The sequence below is a fragment of the Streptomyces sp. NPDC079141 genome, from assembly GCF_040686775.1.
GTDB lineage: Bacteria > Actinomycetota > Actinomycetes > Streptomycetales > Streptomycetaceae > Streptomyces.
The window spans coordinates 130,651-153,156 of the sequence record NZ_JBFBLP010000010.1 but is presented as its reverse complement, the minus strand read 5'-3'; the positions used below and the strand labels follow the sequence as shown (position 1 = coordinate 153,156).

The 22,506-nt window shown below is 71.5% G+C and carries 21 protein-coding genes; 12 read left to right on the top strand and 9 right to left on the bottom strand.

Annotated elements, in window-relative coordinates:
• Positions 1 to 114 precede the first annotated feature (114 nt).
• The 4 genes from AB0Q90_RS26065 (at position 115) to AB0Q90_RS26050 (ending at position 4,572) form a co-directional block, all read left to right on the top strand.
• Positions 115 to 1,461: an ABC transporter ATP-binding protein gene (locus AB0Q90_RS26065; RefSeq protein ID WP_363160916.1), complete on the top strand. Its 1,347-nt coding sequence runs from the start codon at positions 115 to 117 to the stop codon at positions 1,459 to 1,461.
• Positions 1,462 to 1,480: 19 nt separating this feature from the next.
• On the top strand, positions 1,481 to 1,945 hold the full coding sequence (locus AB0Q90_RS26060) for a DUF3574 domain-containing protein (RefSeq protein ID WP_363160915.1): 465 nt from the start codon (positions 1,481 to 1,483) through the stop codon (positions 1,943 to 1,945).
• A 139-nt stretch (positions 1,946 to 2,084) separates the two neighbouring features.
• Entirely contained in the window at positions 2,085 to 3,473 is a 1,389-nt protein-coding gene (locus AB0Q90_RS26055; protein ID WP_363160914.1) for an aldehyde dehydrogenase family protein, read from the top strand.
• A gap of 16 nt (positions 3,474 to 3,489) precedes the next feature.
• Entirely contained in the window at positions 3,490 to 4,572 is a 1,083-nt protein-coding gene (locus AB0Q90_RS26050) for a Zn-dependent alcohol dehydrogenase (protein ID WP_363160913.1), read from the top strand.
• Positions 4,573 to 4,576: 4 nt separating this feature from the next.
• Here the strand turns inward: AB0Q90_RS26050 and AB0Q90_RS26045 are convergent, their stop codons facing one another.
• The 3 genes from AB0Q90_RS26045 to AB0Q90_RS26035 form a co-directional block, all read right to left on the bottom strand.
• Complete coding sequence (locus AB0Q90_RS26045; RefSeq protein ID WP_363160926.1) at positions 4,577 to 5,515, bottom strand: DMT family transporter; 939 nt, start codon at positions 5,513 to 5,515, stop codon at positions 4,577 to 4,579.
• A 341-nt stretch (positions 5,516 to 5,856) separates the two neighbouring features.
• Entirely contained in the window at positions 5,857 to 6,567 is a 711-nt protein-coding gene (locus AB0Q90_RS26040) for a winged helix-turn-helix domain-containing protein (RefSeq protein WP_363160912.1), read from the bottom strand.
• A 58-nt stretch (positions 6,568 to 6,625) separates the two neighbouring features.
• Positions 6,626 to 7,258, bottom strand: a complete 633-nt coding sequence (locus AB0Q90_RS26035) for a TetR/AcrR family transcriptional regulator (RefSeq protein ID WP_363160911.1) — start codon at positions 7,256 to 7,258, stop codon at positions 6,626 to 6,628.
• An 88-nt stretch (positions 7,259 to 7,346) separates the two neighbouring features.
• Here AB0Q90_RS26035 and AB0Q90_RS26030 point away from each other — a divergent pair, with 88 nt between their 5' ends.
• The 3 genes from AB0Q90_RS26030 to AB0Q90_RS26020 all read left to right on the top strand — a co-directional run bounded on the left by AB0Q90_RS26030 (position 7,347) and on the right by AB0Q90_RS26020 (position 9,520).
• Positions 7,347 to 8,498: an acyl-CoA dehydrogenase family protein gene (locus tag AB0Q90_RS26030; RefSeq protein ID WP_363160910.1), complete on the top strand. Its 1,152-nt coding sequence runs from the start codon at positions 7,347 to 7,349 to the stop codon at positions 8,496 to 8,498.
• A gap of 73 nt (positions 8,499 to 8,571) precedes the next feature.
• Positions 8,572 to 8,823 carry a YiaA/YiaB family inner membrane protein gene (locus tag AB0Q90_RS26025; RefSeq protein WP_363160909.1) on the top strand — a complete coding sequence of 84 codons (252 nt, stop codon included), beginning with the start codon at positions 8,572 to 8,574 and terminating at the stop codon, positions 8,821 to 8,823.
• A gap of 73 nt (positions 8,824 to 8,896) precedes the next feature.
• Complete coding sequence (locus tag AB0Q90_RS26020) at positions 8,897 to 9,520, top strand: TetR/AcrR family transcriptional regulator (RefSeq protein WP_363160908.1); 624 nt, start codon at positions 8,897 to 8,899, stop codon at positions 9,518 to 9,520.
• A 4-nt stretch (positions 9,521 to 9,524) separates the two neighbouring features.
• Here the strand turns inward: AB0Q90_RS26020 and AB0Q90_RS26015 are convergent, their stop codons facing one another.
• Complete coding sequence (locus AB0Q90_RS26015; RefSeq protein ID WP_363160907.1) at positions 9,525 to 9,986, bottom strand: MaoC family dehydratase; 462 nt, start codon at positions 9,984 to 9,986, stop codon at positions 9,525 to 9,527.
• 100 nt (positions 9,987 to 10,086) lie between these two features.
• On the opposite strand from AB0Q90_RS26015, the gene soxR reads away from it, so the two are divergent.
• Complete coding sequence (gene soxR, locus AB0Q90_RS26010; RefSeq protein ID WP_363160906.1) at positions 10,087 to 10,563, top strand: redox-sensitive transcriptional activator SoxR; 477 nt, start codon at positions 10,087 to 10,089, stop codon at positions 10,561 to 10,563.
• Positions 10,564 to 10,819: 256 nt separating this feature from the next.
• Here the strand turns inward: soxR and AB0Q90_RS26005 are convergent, their stop codons facing one another.
• The 3 genes from AB0Q90_RS26005 to AB0Q90_RS25995 all read right to left on the bottom strand — a co-directional run bounded on the left by AB0Q90_RS26005 (position 10,820) and on the right by AB0Q90_RS25995 (position 13,570).
• Positions 10,820 to 11,887: an RNA ligase (ATP) gene (locus tag AB0Q90_RS26005; RefSeq protein ID WP_363160905.1), complete on the bottom strand. Its 1,068-nt coding sequence runs from the start codon at positions 11,885 to 11,887 to the stop codon at positions 10,820 to 10,822.
• Positions 11,888 to 11,978: 91 nt separating this feature from the next.
• On the bottom strand, positions 11,979 to 12,722 hold the full coding sequence (locus tag AB0Q90_RS26000) for a 3-keto-5-aminohexanoate cleavage protein (RefSeq protein ID WP_363160904.1): 744 nt from the start codon (positions 12,720 to 12,722) through the stop codon (positions 11,979 to 11,981).
• Between the two features lie 242 nt (positions 12,723 to 12,964).
• A complete protein-coding gene (locus AB0Q90_RS25995) occupies positions 12,965 to 13,570 on the bottom strand; it encodes a hypothetical protein (RefSeq protein ID WP_363160903.1) in 606 nt (201 codons plus the stop codon).
• A 233-nt stretch (positions 13,571 to 13,803) separates the two neighbouring features.
• Here AB0Q90_RS25995 and AB0Q90_RS25990 point away from each other — a divergent pair, with 233 nt between their 5' ends.
• A complete protein-coding gene (locus AB0Q90_RS25990; RefSeq protein ID WP_363160902.1) occupies positions 13,804 to 16,602 on the top strand; it encodes a penicillin acylase family protein in 2,799 nt (932 codons plus the stop codon).
• 15 nt (positions 16,603 to 16,617) lie between these two features.
• Here AB0Q90_RS25990 and AB0Q90_RS25985 read toward each other — a convergent pair whose 3' ends face one another.
• Both AB0Q90_RS25985 and AB0Q90_RS25980 read right to left on the bottom strand, forming a co-directional pair.
• A complete protein-coding gene (locus AB0Q90_RS25985) occupies positions 16,618 to 17,940 on the bottom strand; it encodes a serine-threonine protein kinase (RefSeq protein ID WP_363160901.1) in 1,323 nt (440 codons plus the stop codon).
• A gap of 81 nt (positions 17,941 to 18,021) precedes the next feature.
• Positions 18,022 to 19,257, bottom strand: coding sequence for a DUF1343 domain-containing protein (locus AB0Q90_RS25980; RefSeq protein ID WP_363160900.1), 1,236 nt, complete (start codon positions 19,255 to 19,257; stop codon positions 18,022 to 18,024).
• Positions 19,258 to 19,422: 165 nt separating this feature from the next.
• Between AB0Q90_RS25980 and AB0Q90_RS25975 the strand changes: the two genes are divergently transcribed.
• From AB0Q90_RS25975 to AB0Q90_RS25965, 3 genes are read left to right on the top strand one after another with little or no spacing between them, the layout of a single operon-like run.
• Positions 19,423 to 20,187: an SDR family oxidoreductase gene (locus AB0Q90_RS25975; RefSeq protein WP_363160899.1), complete on the top strand. Its 765-nt coding sequence runs from the start codon at positions 19,423 to 19,425 to the stop codon at positions 20,185 to 20,187.
• On the top strand, positions 20,184 to 21,848 hold the full coding sequence (locus AB0Q90_RS25970; protein ID WP_363160898.1) for an AMP-binding protein: 1,665 nt from the start codon (positions 20,184 to 20,186) through the stop codon (positions 21,846 to 21,848). Before AB0Q90_RS25975 ends, AB0Q90_RS25970 begins: the two co-directional genes overlap by 4 nt.
• Before the next feature lie 32 nt (positions 21,849 to 21,880).
• Positions 21,881 to 22,474: a TetR/AcrR family transcriptional regulator gene (locus AB0Q90_RS25965; RefSeq protein ID WP_363160897.1), complete on the top strand. Its 594-nt coding sequence runs from the start codon at positions 21,881 to 21,883 to the stop codon at positions 22,472 to 22,474.
• The last annotated feature ends 32 nt before the right edge of the window (positions 22,475 to 22,506 follow it).

Sequence of the window (22,506 nt, the reverse complement as noted above, 5' to 3'; positions counted from 1 at the left end):
CCCCCGGCCGCACACATTCCGTTAACTTCCGTGACCCACAGGCCCCGTACGACCCGCACGGGGCTTCCAACCGCGGAGCACCAGCGCCCGAATGAGCCCCCGGGGGCACCCCTCATGTCACGCGCCATCTCTCTGCACGACGTCAGCAAGAGCTACACCAAGGGAAACCGTGTGGTGGAACGGCTCACGCTGGACATCGAGCCCGGCGAGTTCCTCGTCCTGCTCGGCCCCTCCGGCTGCGGCAAGTCGACGGTGCTGCGCATGATCGCCGGGCTTGAGGAGATCGACGAGGGGGAGCTGCTGCTCGACGGCGAGTACGCCAACGACCTGCCGCCGTCCGGCCGGGACATGGCGATGGTCTTCCAGAACTTCGCCCTCTACCCGAGCATGACCAGCCGCGGCAACATCGGCTTCCCGCTGCGCATCGAGTCCCCCGACGAGGACCCGGGCCCGCGGGTGGACGCCACCGCCCGCATGCTGGGCATCGAGGAGCTCCTCGACCGCTTCCCCGCCCAGCTCTCCGGCGGTGAACGCCAGCGCGTCGCCATGGGCCGGGCCATCGCCCGCCACCCCTCCGCCTTCCTGATGGACGAGCCGCTGTCCAACCTCGACGCCAAGCTCCGCAACCACCTGCGCGCCGAAATCACCAAGCTCACCCGCGAGTTGGGCGTCACCACCGTCTACGTCACGCACGACCAGGCCGAGGCCATGTCGCTCGGCGACCGGGTGGCCGTCCTGCGCGGCGGCGTCCTCCAGCAGATCGGCACGCCCCGCACGGTCTACGCCCTGCCCCGCAACGTCTTCGTCGCCGCCTTCATCGGCACCCCGCGCATCAACCTGCTGCGCGGCGTCGTACGGGCCCCGCTCGACGGGGCGATGACCATCAGCCTCGGCAAGCAGTACCTGCGCCTGCCCGAACCCCTCTCCCAGGACCACCAGTTGCTCCGCGTCCAGCAGGGCCGCGAGGTCATCGTGGGCCTGCGCTCGGAGGCCGTACGGCTCGCCAAACCGGCCGCCGCCCGCCCCGGCGAGGTGCCGATGACCGGCCTGGTGGAGCACGTGGAGTTCCAGGGGCACGAGGTGCTCGTCCACTTCAACACCGGCTCCCGCCCCGCCCTCGTGCCCGACCTGGAGGCCCCCCGCCCGGTCCGCCGGCCCCGGCGCCGCCGCCGCGAGGGCGGCACGGTGCTCGACCGGCTCCGGGAGCGGGCGGGCGCCCTGCGAGCCGGCCCCGTGGTGGTGCTGGACCACCCCGCGGACGCGGAACCCGAACGGCTCGACCCCGCCCCGCCCGAGGGCCGGCTGCCCGGCGACCTCATCGTCCGCACCACCCCCGACATCGACCTCCGGAACGGCATGCAGGTGCCGCTCCTCGTCGACATCGCCCATCTGTTCGTCTTCGACCAGCACGGCGAACGGATCTGCCCGGCCCCGGCGCGGCTGCCGGACCTGGAGGAATGAAGCCCGCTACGGATGGGGCATGAACACTGCCATGAAACCGAGCCTCACCCGTGGCCGCGCCGTCCTCGTCACGGCCGGACTCCTGCTGGCCGTGGCCGCCCCGACCGCGTACGCCACCCTCGACACCGACGACTCCGCCGCCCCGGCCCGCGGCGAACCGTACATCGAGACTCAGCTCTTCTTCGGCACCGAGCGCCCCGACGGCGGCCCGGCCGTCACCGACGAGCAGTTCATGGACTTCGTCGACCAGGAGATCACCCCCGACTTCCCGAACGGCTTCACCGTGCAGACCGGGCGGGGCCAGTGGCGCGACGCGAACGGCACGATCGAGAAGGAACGGTCCTACGAGCTGATCCTGCTGTACCCGGTGACCGAGGCGACGACCAGCGACCGCAAGATCGAGGAAATCCGCCGGGCGTACGAGAAGGAGTTCGGCCAGGAGTCGGTGGGGAGGGTGGACGACAGGGCGCGGGTCGACTTCTAAAACTAACAGCGCTAGTTTGACTTGCGGTGGTTCGCCTGCGCCCCATAGGGGCGCGGGGCCGTATCAATGTGCGGCTCCGCCGCGTGGGCGCGAGCAACCACAACGAACCCGCAGGTACAAACGGCGCGGAGGCAACGCAGTGAAGGCACACGACGGCTTCTACATCGACGGCGCCTGGCACGCCGCCCCCGACCGGGACACGATCGACGTCGTGAACCCGGCCGACGAGCAGGTCATCGCCCAGGTCCCCGCAGGGACCGCCGCGGACGTGGACACCGCCGTACGAGCCGCGCGCAGCGCACTGGCGGGCTGGGCCGCCACCCCGCCCGCCGAACGCGCGCAGCGCCTCGCCGCCCTGCGGGACATCCTCACCGCCCGCAAGGACGAGATCGCCGAAACGGTCACCGCCGAACTCGGCTCACCGCTCGCCTTCTCGCAGGCGGTCCACGCCGCCGTACCGATCGCCGTCGCCGCCTCCTACGCCGAACTCGCGGCGACCCACTCCTTCGAGGAGAAGGTCGGCAACTCCACCGTCCTGCACGAGCCGGTCGGCGTGGTCGGCGCGATCACCCCCTGGAACTACCCCCTCCACCAGATCGTCGCCAAGGTCGCCCCCGCGCTCGCGGCCGGCTGCACCATCGTCCTGAAGCCCGCCGAGGACACCCCGCTGACCGCCCAGCTCTTCGCCGAGGCGGTGCACGAGGCCCAGCTCCCGGCGGGCGTCTTCAACCTGGTCACCGGCCTCGGCCCGGTCGCCGGACAGGCCCTCGCCGAGCACCCGGGCGTCGACCTGGTCTCCTTCACCGGCTCCACCGCCGTCGGCCGGCAGATCGGCGCGACCGCCGCGGGCGCCGTCAAGAAGGTCGCCCTCGAACTGGGCGGCAAGTCCGCGAACGTCATCCTGCCGAGCGCCGACCTCGCCAAGGCCGTCAACGTCGGCGTCGCCAACGTCATGTCCAACTCCGGCCAGACGTGCAGCGCGTGGACCCGCATGCTGGTGCACACCGCGCAATACGAGGAGGCGGTCGAGCTCGCCGCCACGGCCGCCGCCAAGTACGGCGACCGCATCGGCCCGGTGGTCAGCGCCAAGCAGCAGGCACGGGTGCGCGGTTACATCCGCAAGGGCATCGCCGAGGGCGCCCGCCTGGTCGCCGGCGGCCCCGAATCCCCGCGCGAGCAGGGCTGGTTCGTCAGCCCGACGGTCTTCGCCGACGTACGGCCGGAGATGACCATCGCCCAGGAGGAGATCTTCGGCCCGGTCCTGTCGATCATCCGCTACGAGGACGAGGACGACGCCCTCCGCATCGCCAACGGCACGGTCTACGGCCTGGCCGGCGCCGTCTGGGCCGGCGACGAGTCGGAGGCGGTCGCCTTCGCCCGCCGGATGGAGACCGGGCAGGTCGACATCAACGGCGGCCGCTTCAACCCCCTTGCCCCCTTCGGCGGTTACAAGCAGTCCGGCGTCGGCCGGGAGCTCGGCGCGCACGGCCTGTCCGAGTACCTCCAGACCAAGTCCCTCCAGTTCTAAGAGGAGCCCTCCGCACATGGTTCGCGCCGCTGTCGTCCCCGCCGTGGGTGCTCCTCTGGAGATCACCGAGATCGACCTCCCGGACCCCGGCCCCGGCCAGGTCCGCGTCCGGCTCGCCGCCGCCGGGGTCTGCCACTCCGACCTGTCCCTGTCCAACGGCACCATGCGGGTCCCCGTCCCGGCCGTCCTCGGCCACGAGGGCGCGGGCACGGTCGTGGCCGTCGGCGAAGGCGTCACCCACGTCGCGCCGGGCGCCGAGGTCGTCCTCAACTGGGCGCCTTCCTGCGGAAGTTGCCACGCCTGCTCGCTCGGCGAGGTCTGGCTGTGCGCCAACGCGCTGAACGGCGTCGCGGACGTGTACGCCCGCCGCGCCTCCGACGGCGCCGACCTCCACCCCGGCCTGAACGTCGCCGCGTTCGCCGAGGAGACGGTCGTCTCGGCCGCCTGCGTCCTGCCCGCCCCGGAAGGCGTTCCCCTCACCGACGCGGCCCTGCTGGGCTGCGCCGTCCTCACCGGCTACGGCGCCGTCCACCACTCCGCACAGGTACGCCCCGGCGAGACGGTCGCGGTGTACGGCGTCGGGGGAGTGGGCCTCGCCGCACTCCAGGCGGCCCGGATCGCGGGCGCGTCGAAGATCGTGGCGGTCGATGTCTCCCCGGCGAAGGAGGAGCTGGCCCGCGCGGCCGGCGCCACGGAGTACGTGGTCGCCTCGGAGGAGACGGCCCGCGGGATCCGCGCCCTCACCGGCAAGCAGGGCGTCGACGTGGCGATCGAGTGCGTGGGCCGCGCCGCCACCATCCGCACGGCCTGGGACTCCACCCGCCGCGGCGGCCGCACGACGGTCGTCGGCATCGGCGGCAAGGACCAGCAGGTCACCTTCAACGCCCTGGAGATCTTCCACTGGGGCCGCACCCTCTCCGGCTGCGTCTACGGCAACTGCGACCCCGCCAAGGACCTCCCCGTCCTGGCCGACCACGTCCGCGAGGGCCGCCTGGACCTGGGCATGCTGGTGACGGAACGGATCGGCCTGGAAGGCATCCCGGCGGCGTTCGAGAACATGCTGGCGGGCAAGGGGGGACGGGCGCTGGTGGTGTTCTGAGCGGTCACGCCGACTCAGAGGCCTCCTCGGGCTGCGGCACCGCCCTCGCCGCGGGCGCCGCAGCCCGGGACCTGGACCTGGACCGCGAAACGGCCACCCCCAACAGACACAGCACCCCACCCGCCAGCGTCAGTACCCCCGGTACCTCACCGAGCACCAGCCACGACATCAGCACGACCAGCGCGGGCACCGCGTACGTCGTCGCACCCATGCGGCTCGCGGTCGTCCGGGCCAGCGCGTAAGCCCACGTCGTGAAGGCGAGCGCGGTCGGAAAGACCCCCAGATAGACCATGTTGAGCGTCGCCGACACGGGCGCCTCGGCCGCGTCCCGCACCAGCTGCCCGGCGAACGGCAGACACGCCACCGCCCCGACCAGACAACCGAACGTCGTCACCTGGAGCGCGCTCGCCCGCGCCAGCGCCGGCTTCTGCGCGACGACGCCCCCGGCGTAGCCGACCGCGGCCAGCAGACACAGCACCACGCCGAGCAGCGAGGAACCGCCGCCGCCCGACATCGAAAGACCCACCGTCACCGCGCCCGCGAACGACACCGCCATGCCCCCCAGCAGCCGTGGCGGCATCGGATCCCCGAGCAGCCGCGCGCCGAGCAGCGCGACGAGGATCGGCCCGATGTTCACCACGAGGGCCGCCGTGCCCGCGTCGACCTGCTGCTCGCCCCAGTTCAGGGCCACCATGTAGAAGCCGAACCACAGCAGCCCGGATATCGCGATCCCGCGCCACGCCGCCCGCGGAGGCCACCCCTCCCGCCGCACGGCACAGATGCTCCCGAGGACGATCACCCCGGCCAACAGCCGCCCCAGCGCCAGCGCACCCGGCGAGTACTCGGCACCCGCGCTCCGGATCGAGACAAAGGCAGAGGCCCACAGCACCAGGGTGACCACAACGGCCCCGGCAGCGAGCAGATCGGTACGACGTGCGTTCATCATGCTCCAGACGCTAGAGAGGGGAGGGAGGGGAGTGCTCGCGGATTTCGGACGTGAGTGTGGTGGCGGGGGCCGGGTGTCGAGTGGTTCGGGCTTGCGCGCGGTGGCGGGGCTTGGGTGTCGAGTGGTTCGGGCTTGGGCGCGGTGGCGGGGCTTGGGTGTCGAGTGGTTCGGGCTTGGGCGCGGTGGCGGGGCTTGGGTGTCGAGTGGTTCGGATGTCAGCGCCATGACCGGGCTTGGGTGTCGAGCAGCTCGGGCGTGAGTGCGGTAGCGGGGCCTGGATGCAGGGTGGTTCGGGTGTGAGCGCGGTAACGGGGCCCGCACGCCGAGCAGTCCAGATGTCAGCCCAGCGACCGGGCCCGGATGCCGAGCAGTTCGGACAGCGCACGTTCACCGGTCGCCGTCACCTTCACCGCCCGCTCGGAGCCGATGCGTACGCACCAGCCGGTGTCCAGGGCGTGCCGGCAGAGCGCGGCGCCCGCGGCGCCCCCGAGGTGCGGGCGCCGCTCGGTCCAGTCGAGGCAGGCGCGGGCGAGCGGGCGCCGGCCCGTGCGCTCCAGCGGGATGCCGGCGGAGTCGAACCAGGCCAGCCCCGCGTCCGTGAGCGCGAACCCGGCCTCCTGGTGCAGCAGACCCCGGCCGGTCAGCGCGTCGGTGACCGCGATGCCGAGCCGTCCGGCGAGGTGGTCGTAGCAGGTGCGGCCGCGGGCCATCGCGGAGGCGGCACCGGCCTGCCGCAGGTTCCGGGGCCGAGCGACGGCCCCCGGCGCCACATACGCGGCCAGGTCCTCCACCAGCTGTGCGGCCCGCGCGTCGGCCAGCCGCACATACCGGTGCCGCCCCTGCCGTTCCTCGGCGAGCAGCCCACCCGCGACGAGCTTTCCCAGATGCTCACTGAGCGTCGACGCGGCGACCCCCACATGCCGGGCCAGCTCACCCGCGGTCCAGGCCCGCCCGTCGAGCAACGCCAGCAGACAGGCGGCCCGGGTCTCGTCGGCGAGAAGCCCGGTGAGCTTGGCGAGGTGGGGTGCGCGTACGTCGCGATCGGTCATGGGTTCAGCATGCGCGCCGGACGGTTCGGCGACAGCCGAAGTATTCAGGACGAAGCCTTCAGCGCAGCTGCTCGAACTGCTGAGCCAACCCGTCCAACAGTGCGGCCAACCCCGTCTCGAACGCCCGCTCATCGATCTTCTCCTGCCGCTCGGCAAGAAGGTGCGCCTGCCCGAGGTGCGGATAATCCGCAGGGTCGTACGCGCTCACGTCATCGACGAATCCCCCTGCGAACGACCCCAGCGCCGACCCCATGATGAAGTACCGCATCAACGCCCCGATCGACGTCGCCTGCGCCGCCGGCCACCCCGCCTCGACCATCGCGCCGTAGACCGCGTCGGCGAGCCGCAGCGCGGCCGGCCGCCGCCCCGGCCCCCGGGCGAGCACCGGAACGATGTTCGAATGGTCGCGCAGCGCGGCCCGATACGACACGGCCCAGTCGTGCAGCGCCGTCCGCCAGTCCCGTCCGTCCTCGAACATCGACAGGTCGACCTGCGCGCTCACCGAGTCGGCGACGGCCTCAAGGATCTCGTCCTTGGTCCGGAAGTGGTTGTACAACGACGGCCCGCTCACCCCCAGTTCCGCCGCGAGGCGCCGCGTGGAGACGGCCGCGAGGCCCTCCGCGTCCACGAGCGCGCGGGCGGTCCCGACGATCCGGTCGGTGCTGAGCAGGGGCTTGCGCGGTCGGGCCATGGCGCACATAGTAGGGCTGCAATCGGAAACTAGCAGTGCTAATTTAAATGTACGGCTTTCAAGATCCGTCTCTGTGGGGTGACTCGGCATGAACCTGGAGCTCAGCGAGGAGCAGACCGCCGTACGGCAGCTGGCCCGGGACTTCGTGACCCGCGAGATCGCCCCGCACGTCGTCGCCTGGGACCGGGCCGAGGACGTCGACCGGTCGATCGTGAAGAAGCTCGGCGAGGTCGGCTTCCTCGGTCTGACCATCGACGAGGAGTACGGCGGCTCGGGCGGCGACCACCTCGCGTACTGCCTGGTCACCGAGGAACTGGGCCGCGGGGACTCCGCCGTGCGCGGCATCGTCTCCGTCTCCCTCGGCCTGGTCGCCAAGACCATCGCCGGCTGGGGGAGCGAGGAGCAGAAGCGGCGCTGGCTGCCGGGCCTCACCTCCGGCGAGTACGTCGGCTGCTTCGGCCTCACCGAGCCGGGCACCGGCTCCGACGCGGGCAACCTCGCCACCCGCGCGGTCCGCGACGGCGACGATTACGTCATCAACGGCACCAAGATGTTCATCACCAACGGCACCTGGGCCGACGTCGTCCTGCTCTTCGCCCGGTCCACGGACGCGCCCGGCCACAAGGGCGTCTCCGCCTTCCTCGTCCCCACCGACACCCCCGGCCTGACCCGCCGTACGATCCACGGCAAGCTCGGCCTGCGCGGCCAGGCCACCGCCGAACTCGTCCTGGAGGACGTGCGCGTGCCCGCCGCCGCGCTGCTGGGCGAGGAGGGCAAGGGGTTCTCGGTCGCCATGTCGGCCCTCGCCAAGGGGCGGATGTCGGTGGCGGCGGGCTGTGTGGGCCTGGCGCAGGCGGCCCTGGACGTGGCGGTGAAGTACGCGGGGGAGCGCGAGCAGTTCGGGAAGACCATCGCCCACCACCAGCTGGTGCAGGAGCTGATCAGTGACATCGCCGTCGACGTGGACGCCGCCCGGCTGCTGACCTGGCGGGTCGCCGACCTGATCGACCGCGGGCTGCCCTTCACCACCGAGTCCTCCAAGGCCAAGCTCTTCGCCTCGGAGGCCGCCGTCCGCGCCGCCAACAACGCCCTCCAGGTCTTCGGCGGCTACGGCTACATCGACGAGTACCCGGCGGGCAAGCTGCTGCGCGACGCCCGGGTGATGACCCTCTACGAGGGCACCAGTCAGATCCAGAAGCTGGTCATCGGGCGGGCACTGACGGGGGTCTCGGCGTTCTGAGCGGGTGAAGTGAGTACGTGAACTGAGTAGCCGGGCGGATGTGGCGCGGGCCACGTCCGCCGATGCTTTCCCCATGAGTGACACACCGGTCAAGCAGCAGAACACGGCCGCCTTCTACGGCCAGGCCATCGCCTCCTTCGCCGTCGCCATGGCGGCCACCGCCATCGGCATCTACCGGCTGGACGCCGACGCATGGGTGCGCGCCTTCCTCGCCATCGCCGTCCTGTACCTGGTCACCTCCGCCTTCACGCTCGCCAAGGTGATCCGCGACCGGCAGGACGCCGAGACGGCCGCCCGGGCCTACAGCCCGTTCGAAAAGCTCTGAACCCGCACGCTAAGCGCCCGCTCACCGTCGGCGGTATGGTGGTCACCCTGTCAGCGAGAGGGGCGATCGAGCGATGAGTACGGCGGAGGAGACGGCCGGCGGCGAGACGGCGGCGTGGGGCGAGGTCACGCCCGACGCGGCGCGGCGGCTGCTGATCGCCGCGGTGGAGGCCTTCGCCGAGCGCGGCTACCACGCCACGACGACCCGCGACATCGCGGGCCGGGCGGGGATGAGCCCCGCCGCGCTCTACATCCACTACAAGACCAAGGAAGAGCTGCTCCACCGGATCAGCCGGATCGGCCACGAGAAGGCCCTGGAGATCCTGCGCACCGCGTCCGCCCGCGAGGGCACCGCGACCGAGCGGCTCGCCGACGCCGTCAGCTCCTTCGTCCGCTGGCACGCGGGAGGCCGTACGACCGCCCGTGTGGTCCAGTACGAACTGGACTCGCTCGGCCCCGAGGCCCGCGCCGAGATCCTCGCGCTGCGCCGCCAGGTGGACGCCGAGGTGCGCGGGATCATCGAGGACGGTGTCGCGGCGGGCGAGTTCGACGTGCCGGACGTCAAGGGCACCACCCTCGCCGTGCTCTCCCTCTGCATCGACGTGGCCCGCTGGTTCAACGTCAACGGCTCGCGGACGCCCGACGAGGTCGGCGCGCTCTACGCCGACCTCGTGCTGCGGATGGTGGGCGCGAAGTAGTCCCCTACAGGTAGTAGCGCGACACGGACTCGGCGACGCATACGGGCTTGTCGCCGCCCTCGCGTTCCACGGTGAACGCGACCGTCATCTGGATGCCGCCGGGTACGTCGTCGACGCCGGTCACAGTGGCGGTGGCGCGCAGCCGTGAGCCGACGGGGACCGGGGCCGGGAAACGGACCTTGTTCGTGCCGTAGTTGACGCCCATCTTCATGCCCTCGACCTTGATCAGCTGCGGTCCGAACAGGGGCAGCAGGGAGAGGGTGAGATAGCCGTGCGCGATGGTGGTCCCGAACGGCCCCGTGGCGGCCTTCTCCGGGTCGACGTGGATCCACTGGTGGTCGCCGGTGGCGTCCGCGAAGAGATCGATCCGCTTCTGGTCGACCTCCAGCCAGTCCGTGTACCCCAGCTGCTCGCCCACCGCCGCCTTCAGGTCGTCGACGGAAGTGAAGCTCCTCGGCTCTGCCATGTCCCTGGCCTCCCAAACTCTAAGCGACTGCTTAGCATGCTCGGGTGGAAGCTCCCTGTCAACGGACCGGGCGGCTGTCGGGGTGGGTAGGCTCCGAGGGGTGCCTCAGATTCCCGAGAAGATCCATGAACTCACGGTCGGGCAGGTCGCCGCGCGCAGCGGGGCCGCCGTTTCCGCCCTGCACTTCTACGAGTCCAAGGGGCTGATCGCCAGTCGGCGCACCGCGGGCAACCAGCGGCGCTACGGCCGGGACACCCTGCGGCGGGTCGCCTTCATCCGTGCCGCGCAGCGGGTGGGCATTCCGCTGGCCACGATTCGTTCGGCGCTGGCCGAGCTTCCCGAGGAGCGCACGCCCACGCACGAGGACTGGGCGCGTCTTTCGGAGGCGTGGCGGGCCGAGCTGGACGAACGCATCACCCAGCTCAACCGCCTGCGAGACCACCTCACCGACTGCATCGGCTGCGGCTGCCTCTCCCTCGACACCTGCGTCCTCTCCAACCCGGACGACGTCTTCGGCGACCGCCTCACAGGCTCCCGCCTACTGGTGGAACGCAGGGGCCCGGCCCAAGCCGGCTGACTCGCCCCCGCCCAGGGGGCTCCGCCCCCTGGACCCCCGATCGGCCTGAACGGCCTCGTCCTCAAACGCCGGACGGGCTGGATGATGCGGACCGGCGCCGAAAAGGTGCCGTCAGTCCGCGGGCATGAGCGCCGCCCAGGCCGGCGCCCACCCGGGCAGGCGGTGCCGATGAAGCCGCTCATCCTGCGGGCATGCGTGCCGCCTAAGGGCGGCACGGGTGGGCGCAGGCGGCACCCCGTCAACCCCGGTCCGGTCGTCACTCGAACTCCGTGCCCCCCTTTCGGGTCAGGTAGGCCGGGCTCACCGCCTTGGCGATGGCTCGGCCTCCCGTCACGGGGCTGTACCGCTCCGCGGCCGGACGGATCACGACGCCCTCCCGCAGATGCAGCTCACGCCCGGACACGGTCTCCCGCCCGGTGGCGATCGACAGCACCCGGTCGCTGTCGTACGGCCCCGAGTACAGCCGCGGCACCAACGGCAGCGACTCCCCGACGAGTTCACCCGCGTCCAGCCACCGCACCGCCCCGTCGATCTCCGCCGACACGTCGAACACGGCGTACCCCAGCGTCTCCCGCCGCCCATCGGCCCCGTACGTCAGGTCCTGCACCCCGGCCCCGTACACCTCACCGAAGATCCCGACCCGCCGCGCCCCCAGCCGCCCGGCCAGCCGCGCCGCGACCTCGGCGACACCGTGCCCCCGCACCGCCCGCCAGTACAGATTCCGCGGATCCTCCTTCAGCGCCAGGGACTTCGAACCGAACCCCTTGGAGGACACGTACACCCGGTCCTCCTCCGCCACATACGTGACCAGGCACGCCGACCCGTGCAGCTTCTCCGTCAGCACCACCGGCTCGCCCGCCGTGAAGATGTCCGGGTACCGCTGGATGTTCTCGATGTCGACCCACGGCAGCAGTTCCGGCGCGGACTCCACCTCGCCCGACATCGTCGGCGGTATCGGCGGCACCCATTTGGTGACACCGAGCCGCTCCGCGAAGTCCGTCCCCTCCTCCGCCGCCCGAGCCAGATCGACGTCCGCCAGCGCCTTGGGCCGGCACACGATCCCCTGCGACAGCTCACCGCGCAGCCGTACCGCCTTGACCCGGTCGGAGTTGCTCCCCGCCAGCCGCCCGGTCAGCCCCAGCTCCTCGATCAGCGCGAACGGCAGCACGGACTGCTCGGGGATGTACACGGCCACCTCGCCGGAGCGGTACGCACCCTTGGCGACGACGGCCCGGTACAGGCCCACCTGGGCCAGCTCCAGCGCGTCGGCGTTGGGATGCTCGTGGACGGTCAGCACTTCGGCGGTGACGCGCAGCGTCGACATGGGAGTCCTCGTTCCTGGGATTGCTAGGCATCGATCAGTTCGGTCTCATCGCCTCCAACTGTCCGTACGCGAAAGGGGTGGAGCGAACGGATTACCGCCTGCTACGGTCCCGCCCCGGCGCCGCCCGGCCGTACTGGACCAGCCCCTCCGTCACCAACTCCGCGTTCGACCGCGCCCGTTCCCCGTCCGGCAGAACCAGTGTGTCCTCCAGGCCCACCCGCGTCGCCAGCCCCAGCCGCCCGGCCAGCCGCAGCACCGGCCATGCGCCTTCGTCCTCGCCGTGCAACAGGATCGGGCGGCCGAAGGCGGACCCCAGGTCGGCCAGCAGCGTCCGCGCACTGTCCTCGGCCGTGTCCGGCGACGTGTCCGTCACCTCGGCCAGCACCCGCAGCACCTTCGGTCCGAGCGGCGAGACGGCAAACCGCGCGGCCGCGTCCGTCCCCGACCAGATCCCGGCCTCCACCCCGACACCCAGGTCGATCAGGGCGGCGGCCACCTCCTCCGCGCCCGGCTCGTGCCAGTTGACCGAGGCGTGGTCCGGCAGCACGGTCCAGGACCGGATGCGCTCCGTGCGCGCCGCGGGATCCGGCTCCGCCCAGGCACCCGTGGTCACCCCGACCGGCACGGACACCCGCGCCCGTATCGCCTCCAGCGCCGGCCCGACCACACGCGGCGACAGACTGTCCTGCCCACAGGGGGTTTTGGGGTGAACATGCACATCCGTGGCCCCGGCCGCGACAGCCTCGGCCGCGGACTCGGCCAGCGCCTCCGGCGAGAGCGGCACCATCACACCGTCGCCGGCCCCTCGGGCCCCGTTCAGACAGACCTGCACCATGCCCCGATGGTGACAGTCGCCACTGACAACGGGCCTGAGCCGTCACAAATGATCCGCTCACCGTCATGTGGGGGGTGCGGCATCCCCGGCGCACCCCCGTCGTGCAGAGCGGCCCTGGTGGACTCCGGCGCGTCACGCGCCCGTCAGGGGCGCGGGGCTCTATCGACATGCGGCTCCGCCGCGTGGGCGCGCCCAGCCCCCACCGGCCCGCGGATTCAACACGGCCTTCCCAGCGCGAGCGCTCACGCGGAGATGAGCAGCCGCCGTTCCCTCCTGGCGCTCGCCAGGGCCTCCGGCGTCAGCACCGGACGCGGCACCACGATTCCGCACGCCGTGCAGACCGGGCCCGACGACGGTTCATGGGCCAGGTCGTACTTCCAGATCAGCCGCTCCCCGCCGCACACGGGGCAGTCGGCACCGGGATCGCGCTCCAACGCGGAGATCAGTCGGCGCAGTACCTCGGCCAGCGGCTCACGGGGGTGGACCCGCGGGTCGTCGCACCACGCCACACCGAACCCGCCCCAGGTCAGCCGGTGCCAGTCATCGACACTCCCCGGCCTGCGCAGTCCGTCGTGCTTCTCCTTCTTCCGGCGCCGGGCGAACTCGACCTCATAGGCCAGCCACACCGAACGCGCCTCCTCCAGCTCGTCCAACGCGGCCACGAGCCGCGCAGGATCGGGGGAGCGGTCCTCCGGACCGAATCCCGCCCGGGAGCACAAGTGGTCCCAGGTCGCCCTGTGCCCGTAAGGAGCAAAACGTTCAAGGCACTTGCGCAGCGAGTAGCGCCGCAGCGCCAGATCGCACCGCGGATCTCGCACCTGTCTCGCCAGACTCCGAAAACCGGCCATCGCCCTGCACCTCCGTCACACCTGCACCTGTACTTCGGTCACTTCGGCGTCGTCGTACGGACGTCGCCGAATAGACGTATCGACAAGCGATTCGGCTCCATCCGTTTTCCGATGAGCCCCATAAGCCGCCCGCCCGGGCCTCCCCGTGACTGCGAAACCTGACGCATGTTCATCTTCAATCCCGGGGATACCGGCGGTAACGTCCGGCTCATCCCACGTCGGTAGGAGCTGCCATGCCACGGCGTATCCCACACACCGCTCTCGTCAGACTGAGAACTCCCGGCAGAACCCACGGGTTCCTGAAGGCCGCATCCGTATGCGTCCTCATAGCCGGTCTTCTGTCCCCGCTCTCCCAGGCGGCCTCCGCCGCACAGGCCGCGGAAGCGGAGGTGACGGCCGTCACCGACCACTGCGGAAGCCAGTGTTCCGACATCCTGCCGCCCGGCGAGAACGGCAACGCCACCCTGGCCCAGATCCTGCTCCACCAGGCCTTCGGCTCCCGTCCCGCCCACTCGTCCGACCAGCTCGGCCCCTACGCCAACCTCGCCACCGGCTACCCGACGCTCACCAACGCCGGCCTCACCGCGTTCTTCAACGACGCGTCCTTCGGGGTCCCCGCCGACCAGGTCGCCTCCACCGTCCGGCCCGCCGGCCGCAGTGACGTGACGATCGTCCGCGACAAGAAGACGGGTGTGCCGCACATCACCGGCACCACCAGATACGGCACGGAGTTCGGCGCCGGCTATGCGGCGGCCGAGGACCGGCTGTGGCTGATGGACGTCTTCCGGCACGTCGGACGCGGCCAGTTGACCTCCTTCGCCGGCGGCGCGACCTCCAACCAGGGCCTGGAGCAGGAGTTCTGGCGCCACGCCCCCTACACCGAGGCCGATCTCCAGGCCCAGATCGACAGCGCCGTCGCCTCGGCCGGCGCCCGCGGACAGCAGGCCCTCGCCGACGTAAACGCTTACGTCGCCGGCATCAACGCCTACATCGACGCCTCCGACAGCGGCCGCTACTTCCCCGGCGAGTACGTCCTGACCGGCCACAAGGACTCCGTCACCAATGCCGGCACCATCGAGCACTTCAAGCCCACCGACCTGGTCGCGCTCGCCTCGGTCATCGGCGCACTGTTCGGCTCCGGGGGCGGCGGCGAGGTGAACAACGCCATCTCCCTGCTGGCCGCCCAGGAGAAGTACGGCGTGACCGAGGGCACCGAGGTCTGGGAGTCCTTCCGGATGCGCAACGACCCCGAGGCCGTCGTCACCGTCCACGACAAGAGCTTCCCCTATGCCACCAAGCCCGCCGACCCGCAGGGCGAGGCCCTGCCCGACGGCGGCTCGGTGACCACGGAGCAGCTCGTGTACGACCGCACCGGCAGCGCGGCGACCTCCGCCGCCGGCGCCACCTCGACCGCGGCGGCGAAGTCGGCCATGAGCTCGGCCCGGCGCGGCATGTCCAACGCCCTGGTGGTCAGCGGCGAGCACACCGCGAGCGGCCACCCCGTAGCCGTCTTCGGCCCGCAGACCGGCTACTTCGCACCCCAGCTCCTGATGCTCCAGGAGATCCAGGGCCCGGGCATCAGCGCCCGCGGCGCCTCCTTCGCGGGCCTGAGCATGTACGTCGAACTCGGCCGCGGCCAGGACTACTCGTGGAGCGCGACGACATCCGGCCAGGACATCATCGACAGCTACGCCGTCGAGCTCTGCCAGGACGACTACCACTACCTGTACCGCGGCACCTGCACGGCGATGGAGAAGGTCGAGCAGAAGAACGCCTGGACGCCGACGACCGCCGACAGCACGCCGGCCGGCTCGTACACGATGCGGGTCTGGCGCACCAAGTACGGGCCCGTCTCGCACCGCGCGACCGTCGACGGCAAGAAGGTCGCCTACACCACCCTGCGCTCGTCCTTCATGCACGAGGCCGACTCGATCATCGGCTTCCAGATGCTGAACGACCCCGACTACCTCAACAGCCCCGCGACGTTCCAGACAGCGGTGCAGCACATCAACTACACCTTCAACTGGTTCTATGTGGACTCCGAACACACCGCGTACTACAACAGCGGCGACAACCCGGTGCGCGCGACCGGCGTCGACGCCGAGCTCCCGGTGTGGGCGCAGTCGGCCTACGAGTGGCGGAACTTCGACCCGGCGACCAACACCGCCGACTACACACCGCCCTCGCAGCACCCCAACTCGGTCGACCAGGACTACTACGTCTCCTGGAACAACAAGCAGGCCGCCGACTACACCACCGCCCCCTGGGGCGACGGCTCCGTGCACCGCGGCAACCTCCTCGACGACCGGGTGAAGAAGCTGGTCGCGGCCGGCGGGGTGACCCGGGCCTCCCTGGTGAAGGCGATGGCCGAGGCGGGCCTGACCGACCTGCGCGCCGAGGACGTCCTGCCGGACCTGCTGAAGGTGGTCAACAGCTCACCGGTGACGGACTCCACGGCCAAGGCGGCGGCCGACAAGCTGTCCGCCTGGGTCTCGGCGGGCTCCCGGCGCACCGAGACGTCGGCGGGCTCGAAGACGTACGCGCACGCCGACGCGATCCGCATCCTGGACGCGTGGTGGCCGCTGCTGGTGAGGACCGAGTTCGAACCGGGCCTCGGCGCCGACCTGTACTCCGCCTTCACCAACAACCTGCCGGTCGACGAGTCCCCGTCGGCCGCCCACGGACCCACCGGTTCCCACGCCGGCAGCGCCTTCCAGTACGGCTGGTGGAGCTATGTCGACAAGGATCTACGGGCCGTGCTCGGTGAGCCGGTGCAGGGACCACTGGCCCACGAGTACTGCGGCGGCGGCAGCCTGAGCGCCTGCCGGGACAGCCTGATCAGCACCCTCAAGGAGGCGGCCGGACGGACCGCGGCCCAGGTCTACCCCGGCGACGACGTGTGCGCGGCGGGCAACCAGTGGTGCGCCGACGCCATCGTCCAGCGCCCGCTCGGCGGTATCACGCACCCCACGATCAGCTGGCAGAACCGGCCGACGTACCAGCAGGTCGTGGAGTTCACCTCACATCGGTGAGGTGACGGCGGCGGGTCAGCGGACGCGGCCCGCCGCCAGCACCAGCTGGGCCAGCTCCCGGTGCACGATGTCGCTGTGCGCCCCGGCGGGCGGCCCGCCGCGCCGGACCACCGCCGCGGCGTCGACGTTCACGCACCCGGACGCCGGGAGCGGGCCGCGCAGCGCGTCCGCGAGCTTCAGCGACCGGGTGCCGGGCACGGCCTGCACCCCGTCGTGGCCCATCGCCCCCCACTTGGCGCCCAGCGCCTGCCCGAGGTCCAGCCCCGCGACCTCCCGGTCGTGGCCCGCCATCCGGGAGGCCAGCGGATACATGGTGCCCAGCGCCTGGTCGTGACGGGAGTAGCAGCACACCAGGGGGCCGTCGATCCGGTTGTGCTGCCCCTGGAGCACCCCACCCGCGCGCGTGTCGTGCGGCAGCCGGGCCGCGAACGCGTAGTGCGAGAAGGCCCCTTGGAGCAGCGTCACGGACTTCACCGTGTGCACCCCCTTGGGCAGACCGCGCAGCGCGAACGACACCAGCCGCCCGCCGAAGCTGTGCCCGACCAGATGCACCCGCACCTCCGGCGAGCGCGCCGCGAGCTGCCCGATCACCCGCCCGAGCCCGCGCTCGCCCACCGTCCCGGCCCGCCGCTTCATCGCGAAGTAGGTCGCCTGCCGCAGCAGTTCGTGCGCCCCGTCCCACGGATTCGGCAGCGCGAAGGAAGCCTCCGGAGCCTCGCCCGGCGCTTCGAGCTGCGCCAGGGCCCGCGCGAACACCTCGCACGCCTCGGCCACCGGCCCGTGCAGCATCGCCGGTCCGTCCTGCGGCACGCCCTCCGACAGCGTGTCCGCCGCGAACAGCGCCTGCGGACCCGGCGGCACCAGCTCCACCAGCATCCGCACCAGCCGCCCGAACTCCTCCAGCTCGGCCTCCTCGCGCGACTGCTGCTCCAGCAGCCGGGCGATCTGCTCGATCACCGTGGCCCGCCCGGGGAACGTCTCCAGCAGCGCGTGCCGGGTGTCCTTGTCGAGCACCGGGCGCGGCGGTACGTCGGCCGCGGCGGCGCGCGGGAAGTCGGGGATCGGCTCGTCCGAGAAACGCATCGACGGCCACACCACACCCACGTACCCGATCCGGGCCCGCGGCGCGAGCTCCGGCACCGGCGCGAAGAAGCGGTCGTAGAGCCGGGTCGCGCCGGAGCGGTCGTTGTTCCAGCCGTGCGCGAAGACCAGCAGCTCACGCACCTCGTGCCGGACGACCCCGGCGAGCAGCCGGTCGCGCCCGCGGGCCTCCGGGTCGCCGTCCGCGTCGAAGGTCAGCTCCCAGTAGGGACTCACGCTCACTGCGGGTCGTGTCATGACCGGTCTCCTCGTCCCCCGTGACGGTGCGATGCGGTCGCATCGTCCCGCCACGGGGCAGAGTTGGCCATACGGTACGGGTCATCTGTAGAGGAGGTATTCCTTTCGAATCCCCCGGAACGCCGCGAGTTCGTCCTGCCAGCCGGCCACCACCTCGTCGGGGTCCGCGCCCGCGTCGATCGCCGTACGGACCTGAGTGGAGCCGGTGAGCTTGTCGATCCAGTTGTCCGCGCGCCAAGTGAAGCCGGCGAAGGTCCGCTTGGCGGTCACGAGGAGGGCGATCCCGGTGCGTACGGGGTCGTAGGCCGCGCGGTCGTGGACGTGGACCTGTACGCCGCCGACGGTCTTGCCCTGGAACTTGGAGAAGGTGGGCGTGAAGTACGCCTCCCTGAAGTGCACGCCGGGCAGCCCCAGTTCGTTCGCGGCCGCGGCCCACCGCCGGTCGATGCCCTCCGCGCCGAGAAGTTCGAAGGGGCGCGTGGTGCCACGGCCCTCCGAGAGGTTCGTCCCCTCGAAGAGGCACGTCCCGGAGTACACGAGGGCGGTGTCGGGGGTCGGCATGTTCGGGCTCGGCGGCACCCACGGCAGGCCCGAGGCGTCGTAGAACTCCGAGCGCCGCCAGCCCGTCATCGTCACCGTCTCCAGCGGCACCGGCTCGGTCAGGAACTCCCCGTTGAACAGCAGGGCCAGCTCCGCGACCGTCATCCCGTGCGCCTGCGAGATCGGCTGCCGGCCGACGAACGTGGCGAACTCCTTGTGCAGCACGGGGCCTTCGGCGGAGCGGCCGGTCACCGGGTTGGGGCGGTCGAGCACGACGAACCGTTTCCCCGCGAGCCGGGCCGCCTCCATGCAGTCGTACAGCGTCCAGATGTACGTGTAGAAGCGGGCGCCGACGTCCTGGATGTCGAAGGCGACCGTGTCGACGCCGGACGCGGTGAAGATGTCGGCGAGGGGCTGACCGCTCTTGAGATACGTGTCGTAGACCGGGAGGCCGGTCGCGGGGTCGTCGTAGCGGCCCTCGGAGCCGCCGGCCTGGGCGGTGCCGCGAAAGCCGTGTTCCGGGCCGAAGACGGCCCTGAGATCCACCCTTTCGTCTTCGTGCATGACGTCGACGATGTGCCGAGCGGTGCGGGTGATGCCGGTCGGGTTGGTGACGATTCCGATGCGCTGGCCGTCGAGTACGGAGTAGCCGTCGGCGACCAGGCGTTCGAAGCCGGTTCGCAGGCGGCGGCCTTGTTCGGATGCGGCCGCGGAGGTTGTGGTGGCCGCCGCCAAGGCCGGGGTTGCCGCCAGGAGAGTTCGTCTGGATAGGCGCATGGGGGCACGGTAAGGGGTGGTCGCTGAGGTTCGTAAGCTGTCGGTCGTCTGTGGCTTGTCGCGCAGTTCCCCGCGCCCCTACCGGCGCTTCCCTTGCCCTTCCTCTGATACATACCGACCGGTTAGTCTGGCGCGGAGCCGTGTGCCGTAAGTCGAAGGAGACCGATGGTGGAAGCCTTGCAGGATGCCGGAGTCGTGGTCACCGGAGCGGGTGGCGGGATCGGGGCCGCACTGGCCCGGCGGTTCGCCTCCGCGGGGGCCCGGGTCGTCGTCAACGATCTCGATGTGGCCAAGGCCGAGGCCGTCGCCGCCGAGATCGGCGGGACCGCGGTGCCCGGCGATGCCTCCACCGTCGTAGGAGATGCCCGTGACGCCCTCGGCGGGGACATCGACGTGTACTGCGCCAACGCCGGCGTCGGCTCCGGCGGGTCCGAAGCCGCCGGGGAAGACGTCTGGGCGCTCGCCTGGGACGTCAACGTCATGGCCCACGTCCGGGCGGCGCAGGAGCTGATCCCGGGGTGGCTGGAGCGCGGGCACGGGCGGTTCGTCTCCACCGTCTCCGCCGCCGGGCTGCTCACCATGATCGGCGCCGCGCCCTACAGCGTCACCAAGCACGGCGCGTACGCCTTCGCCGAGTGGCTGTCGCTGACCTACCGGCACCGTGGCGTCAAGGTCCACGCGATCTGTCCGCAGGGCGTGCGCACCGACATGCTCACCGCCAGCGGCAGCGCCGGTGAACTGGTGCTCCAGCCGACCGCGATCGAGCCGGACGACGTCGCCGACGCCCTGTTCAAGGGCATCGAGGAGGACCGCTTCCTGATCCTGCCGCACCCCGAGGTCGCCGGGTACTACCAGGCCAGGGCGGGTGAGCCCGACCGCTGGCTGAGCACCATGAACCACATCCAGCAGAAGTGGGAGGCGGCGCGGTGAGCGCGTCCCGGTACGCGGCCAAGCCCTGGCTCGCTCTGCTCGACGATGCCCAGCGCGCCCCGATCGACCCGGCCGACTCACTGGTGCACGCCCTGCGCCGGGCCGTCGCCGAGACCCCGGACCGCACCTTCCTCGCCTACTTCGACGGCCGCCTCACCTACGACGAGATCGACGAGCTGAGCGACTCCGTCGCCGGTCACCTCGCCGCCCGTGGCCTGGAGCGCGGCGACCGGGTGGCCGTGCTGCTGCAGAACTCCCCGCACTTCGTGCTCGCCGTGCTCGGCGCCTGGAAGGCGGGCGCGACCGTCGTGCCGGTCAACCCCATGTACAAGTCCGGCGAGATGGCACACGTCCTGCGGGACGCCGAGGCGGCGGCGCTGATCTGCTCCGACCGGGCCTGGGAGTCGTATCTGCGCGAGACGGCGGCCGACTCGCCCGTGCGGATCGTGCTCACAGGCTGTGAGTTGGATTTCCAGACCCGCGGTGACGCGCGCGTGCTCACCTTCGAACGGCTGACGCAGGCCGCCGACGCCGACGACCTGGCGGCCGTGGCCCGCGCCGGCCACAAGGCCCCCGAGGGACGCGACCCGCGACCGTCCGACCTCGCGCTGATCAGCTACACCTCGGGCACCAGCGGCACCCCCAAGGGCGCCACCAATACGCACGGCAACATCATGCACAACGCCGAACGGCAGCGGGCCGGACTGCCGCTGCCCGAGGCGCCCGTGTACTTCGCGCTGGCGCCCCTGTTCCACATCACCGGCATGGTGTGCCAGTTCGGTGCCTGTCTGAACAGCGCGGGCACGCTCGTCCTCGCGTACCGCTTCGAGGCGGGTGTCGTCCTCGACGCGTTCGCCGAGCACCGGCCGCACTACACGGTCGGCCCCTCGACCGCCTTCATGGCCCTGGCCGCCCACCCGTCCGTCACCCGCGAGCACTTCGCCTCCTTCCGGATCATCTCCTCCGGCGGGGCTCCGCTGCCGCCCGCCCTGGTGGAGAAGTTCCGGGCCGGCTTCGGGCCGTACATCCGCAACGGCTACGGCCTCACCGAGTGCACCGCGCCCTGCGCCGCCGTGCCGCCCGGCCTTGAGGCCCCCGTCGATCCGGCGTCCGGGACGCTCGCGGTCGGGGCGCCGGGCCCGGACACGGTCGTGCGGATCGTCGACGACGAGGGGGCGGAAGTGCCCTTCGGCGAGCAGGGCGAGATCGTCGTCAGCGGACCGCAGGTCGTCCCCGGCTACTGGCGGCGCCCGGACGCCACCGCCGAGACCTTCCCCGGGGGTGAACTGCGCACCGGCGACATCGGCTTCATGGACCCCCAGGGCTGGCTGTACGTCGTCGACCGCAAGAAGGACATGATCAACGCGTCCGGCTTCAAGGTGTGGCCGCGCGAGGTCGAGGACGTGCTGTACACCCACCCGGCGGTGCGCGAGGCGGCCGTCGTCGGGGTGCCCGACGGGTACCGCGGGGAGACCGTCAAGGCGTACATCAGCCTCCGCCCGGGGGCCGACACGGACCCGGATGCGCTCGCCGCGTACTGCAAGGAGAGACTGGCCGCCTACAAATACCCGCGCCAGGTGGAGATACTGCCCGACCTGCCGAAGACGGCAAGTGGGAAGATCCTCCGGCGGGAACTCCGTTCCCCAGCGCAAGACAGCTAGTGGACAACCTTCGAAAGGCAGGTGGCGGCACAGTGCCCAGGACGACGGACGGAGACGGCACCCCCGTCCCACAGCGGCTGCTGGCCGCCGCCACCCGGCTCTTCGCCGCGCAGGGCTACGACCGCACCTCGGTGCAGGAGATCGTCGAGGCGGCAGGCGTCACCAAGGGGGCGCTGTACCACTACTTCGGCTCCAAGGACGACCTTCTGCACGAGGTGTACGCGCGCGTGCTGCGCCTGCAGCAGGAGCGCCTGGACGCCTTCGCGGGCGCCGACGAGCCGATCGAGAAGCGGCTGCGCGCCGCGGCGGCCGACGTCGTCGTCACGACGATCGAGAACCTCGACGACGCCTCGATCTTCTTCCGCTCGATGCACCACCTGAGCCCGGAGAAGAACAAGCAGGTGCGCGCCGAGCGCCGGCGCTACCACGAGCGCTTCCGCGCGCTCATCGAGGAGGGCCAGGACGCGGGCGTCTTCTCGAAGGCGACCCCGGCCGACCTGGTGGTCGACTACCACTTCGGCTCGGTCCACCACCTGTCGACCTGGTACCGCCCGGACGGCCCGCTCAGCCCCCAGGAGGTCGCCGACCACCTGGCCGACCTGCTGCTGCGGGCACTGCGCCCCTGAAGTCGACGTGTAAGGGGCGGCCGTCCATGCGG